This is a genomic window from Pedobacter agri (genome assembly GCF_032678665.1).
GTDB lineage: Bacteria > Bacteroidota > Bacteroidia > Sphingobacteriales > Sphingobacteriaceae > Pedobacter > Pedobacter agri_A.
Genome location: NZ_JAVTSH010000016.1, coordinates 1 through 3,499 on the forward strand (window position 1 = coordinate 1; position 3,499 = coordinate 3,499).

Below are 3,499 nucleotides of genomic sequence, written 5' to 3' on the forward strand. Positions count from 1 at the left end.
ACATCACCGGGATCGGTGGTCATCATTGACAGATTGAAAGAAAAGAAACGCCAAAGGGGCACATGAAACGGTTCGAGACCGCAGTTTTTGACTAATAAGGAATAAGCTATAGGCTTAGGTTGGGGCACATTAAACCCTGCACCTTTATACCCTGAGCGTTATACCTTAATAAAGTTCTTTGACATATTGGAAGAAGTTAAAAAAGAAGAGCAAACAACAATAGGCGACTGTTGTGTTTGTGCTCACCAGACAGAAGAGTAATCAGATGGCTGGTATGAGACATCATAACAAGAGCAAAAAAAGCATACCATATGGCGCAAAAGGCATATGAGTAGAAGAAAGTAATAAAGAGTACACGGGGGATGCCTTGGCTCTCAGAGGCGATGAAGGACGTGATAAGCTGCGATAAGCTTCGGGTATTTGCAAATAGGAATTGATCCGAAGATTTCCGAATGGGGCAACCCGGCTGGTTGAAGACCAGTCACATATAATGAGCAAACCTGCCGAACTGAAACATCTAAGTAAGCAGAGGAAGAGAAAATAACAATGATTTCCTGAGTAGTGGCGAGCGAAAGGGAAAGAGCCCAAACCATCCATGTTACGGCATAGGTGGGGTTGTAGGACTGCGTTGTGGCATTAGCAAACAGAAGTGGAACGGGATGGGAAGCCCGGCGATACAAGGTGATAGCCCTGTACACGTATAGAATGCTAGTCTAGCAGTATCCTGAGTACCGCGAGGTCGGAGACGCCTTGTGGGAATCTGCCGGCACCATCCGGTAAGGCTAAATACTCCTGAGAGACCGATAGTGAACCAGTACCGTGAGGGAAAGGTGAAAAGAACCCCGAACAGGGGAGTGAAATAGAACCTGAAACCGTGTACTTACAAGCGGTCGGAGCGTACAAGTTGCGTGACGGCGTGCCTTTTGCATAATGAGCCTACGAGTTACTCCTCTCTGGCAAGGTTAAGTGTTTAAGGCACGGATCCGAAGCGAAAGCGAGTCTGAATAGGGCGTATAGTCAGAGGGGGTAGACGCGAAACCTTGTGATCTACCCATGGACAGGTTGAAGGTGCGGTAACACGTACTGGAGGACCGAACCGATAAACGTTGAAAAGTTTCCGGATGATCTGTGGGTAGGGGTGAAAGGCTAATCAAACTGGGAAATAGCTCGTACTCCCCGAAATGTTTTTAGGAACAGCGTGGATATTAAGTTTCATAGAGGTAGAGCTACTGATTGGGTGCGGGGGAGTCAAATCCTACCAAATCCAGACAAACTCCGAATGCTATGAAATATGATCTGCAGTGAGGCGCAGGGTGCTAAGGTCATGCGCCGAGAGGGAAAGAACCCAGACCATCAGCTAAGGTCCCCAAGTTACAGTTAAGTTGAACTAACGAGGTCCGATTGCACAGACAGCTAGGATGTTGGCTTGGAAGCAGCCATTCATTTAAAGAGTGCGTAACAGCTCACTAGTCGAGCGATCGGGCATGGATAATAAACGGGCATTAAATTGTACACCGAAGCTATGGGATTGAAATATATCGGTAGGGGAGCATTCTATCGGCAGTGAAGGTATCTGGTAATGGGTGCTGGAGCTTATAGAAAAGCAAATGTAGGCATAAGTAACGATAAGGCGGGCGAGAAACCCGCCCACCGAAAGGATAAGGTTTCCTGATCAACGCTAATCGGATCAGGGTTAGTCGGGACCTAAGGAGAACCCGAAGGGGAAATTCGATGGACAACTGGTTAATATTCCAGTACTTTTTATAACTGCGATGTGGGGACGGAGTAGTGACACTGCCGCGATCTGACGGAATAGATCGTTAAAGACAGTAGGTATTAGAACGGTAGGCAAATCCGCCGATCTAGCTGAAAGTCGATAGTACCGCAAGCCTTCGGGTGAGTGGATAGCGCAGGTAATCAGACTTCCAAGAAAAACCGCTAAGCTTCAGGTTATAAAAACCCGTACCGCAAACCGACACAGGTATCCGGGAAGAGGATTCTAAGGTGCTCGAGTGAATCATGGCTAAGGAACTCGGCAAAATGGCCCTGTAACTTCGGGAGAAGGGGCGCTGGCAGCAATGTCAGCCGCAGTGAAAAGGCCCAGGCGACTGTTTAACAAAAACACATGGCTTTGCAAAATCGAAAGATGAAGTATAAGGCCTGACACCTGCCCGGTGCTGGAAGGTTAAGAGGGGATGTCATCCGCAAGGAGAAGCATTGAATCGAAGCCCCAGTAAACGGCGGCCGTAACTATAACGGTCCTAAGGTAGCGAAATTCCTTGTCGGGTAAGTTCCGACCTGCACGAATGGTGTAACGATCTGGGCGCTGTCTCAGCCATGAGCTCGGTGAAATTGTGGTCCCGGTGAAGACGCCGGGTACCCGCAACGGGACGGAAAGACCCCATGCACCTTCACTACAATTTAACATTGACATTGGGCACAGGATGTGTAGGATAGGTGGGAGGCTTTGAAGCGGCGTCGCTAGGCGTCGTGGAGCCAACGTTGAAATACCACCCTTTCTGTGTTCGGTGTCTAATCCCGTCTTACGGGAGACATTGTTTGATGGGTAGTTTGACTGGGGTGGTCGCCTCCAAAAAGGTAACGGAGGCTTTCAAAGGTAAGCTCAGTACGCTTGGTAACCGTACGCGGAGTGCAATAGCATAAGCTTGCTTGACTGTGAGACATACAGGTCGATCAGGGTCGAAAGACGGATATAGTGATCCGGTGGTTCTGCATGGAAGGGCCATCGCTCAAAGGATAAAAGGTACGCTGGGGATAACAGGCTGATCTCCCCCAAGAGCTCATATCGACGGGGAGGTTTGGCACCTCGATGTCGGCTCGTCACATCCTGGGGCTGGAGAAGGTCCCAAGGGTTCGGCTGTTCGCCGATTAAAGTGGCACGCGAGCTGGGTTCAGAACGTCGCGAGACAGTTCGGTCCCTATCTGTTGTGGGCGTAGGAATTTTGAGTGGGGCTGACCTTAGTACGAGAGGACCGGGTTGGACTAGCCTCTAGTGAATCTGTTGTTCCGCCAGGGGCATTGCAGAGTAGCTACGCTGGGAATAGATAAGCGCTGAAAGCATCTAAGTGCGAAACTAGCCACGAGATGAGAATTCCATATAGGACCGTAGAAGACTACTACGTTGATAGGCTACAGATGTAAAGCTGGCGACAGCACAGTCGAGTAGTACTAATCATCCGAAGCTTTCAAAAGCAACATACTGTTGTTTGTTCTTCAAAACTTAACTTCTTTCAATAATATGTCATGTTGAAGTTTAAAGTAAAAAGTATAAAGTCAAAAGACTTACAACTTAGAACTTATAACTTACAACTTTAAAATATTTAGGTGCCTATATCGGTGGTGTCCACCTCTTCCCATTCCGAACAGAGAAGTTAAGCCCACCAGAGCCGATGGTACTGCGGTAACACGTGGGAGAGTAGGTCGGTGCCAAATCTTAAAGAAGCCCTGTAACGTAACGTTGCAGGGCTTTCTTGTTTAT

2 rRNA genes are annotated in these 3,499 nt (G+C 48.3%); both read left to right on the top strand.

From position 1 onward, the window contains the following. The first annotated feature begins 335 nt into the window (after positions 1-335). A 23S ribosomal RNA gene (locus R2Q70_RS21800) occupies positions 336-3,212 on the top strand. A gap of 129 nt (positions 3,213-3,341) precedes the next feature. Then, a 5S ribosomal RNA gene (gene rrf, locus R2Q70_RS21805) occupies positions 3,342-3,453 on the top strand. Positions 3,454-3,499: the final 46 nt, after the last annotated feature.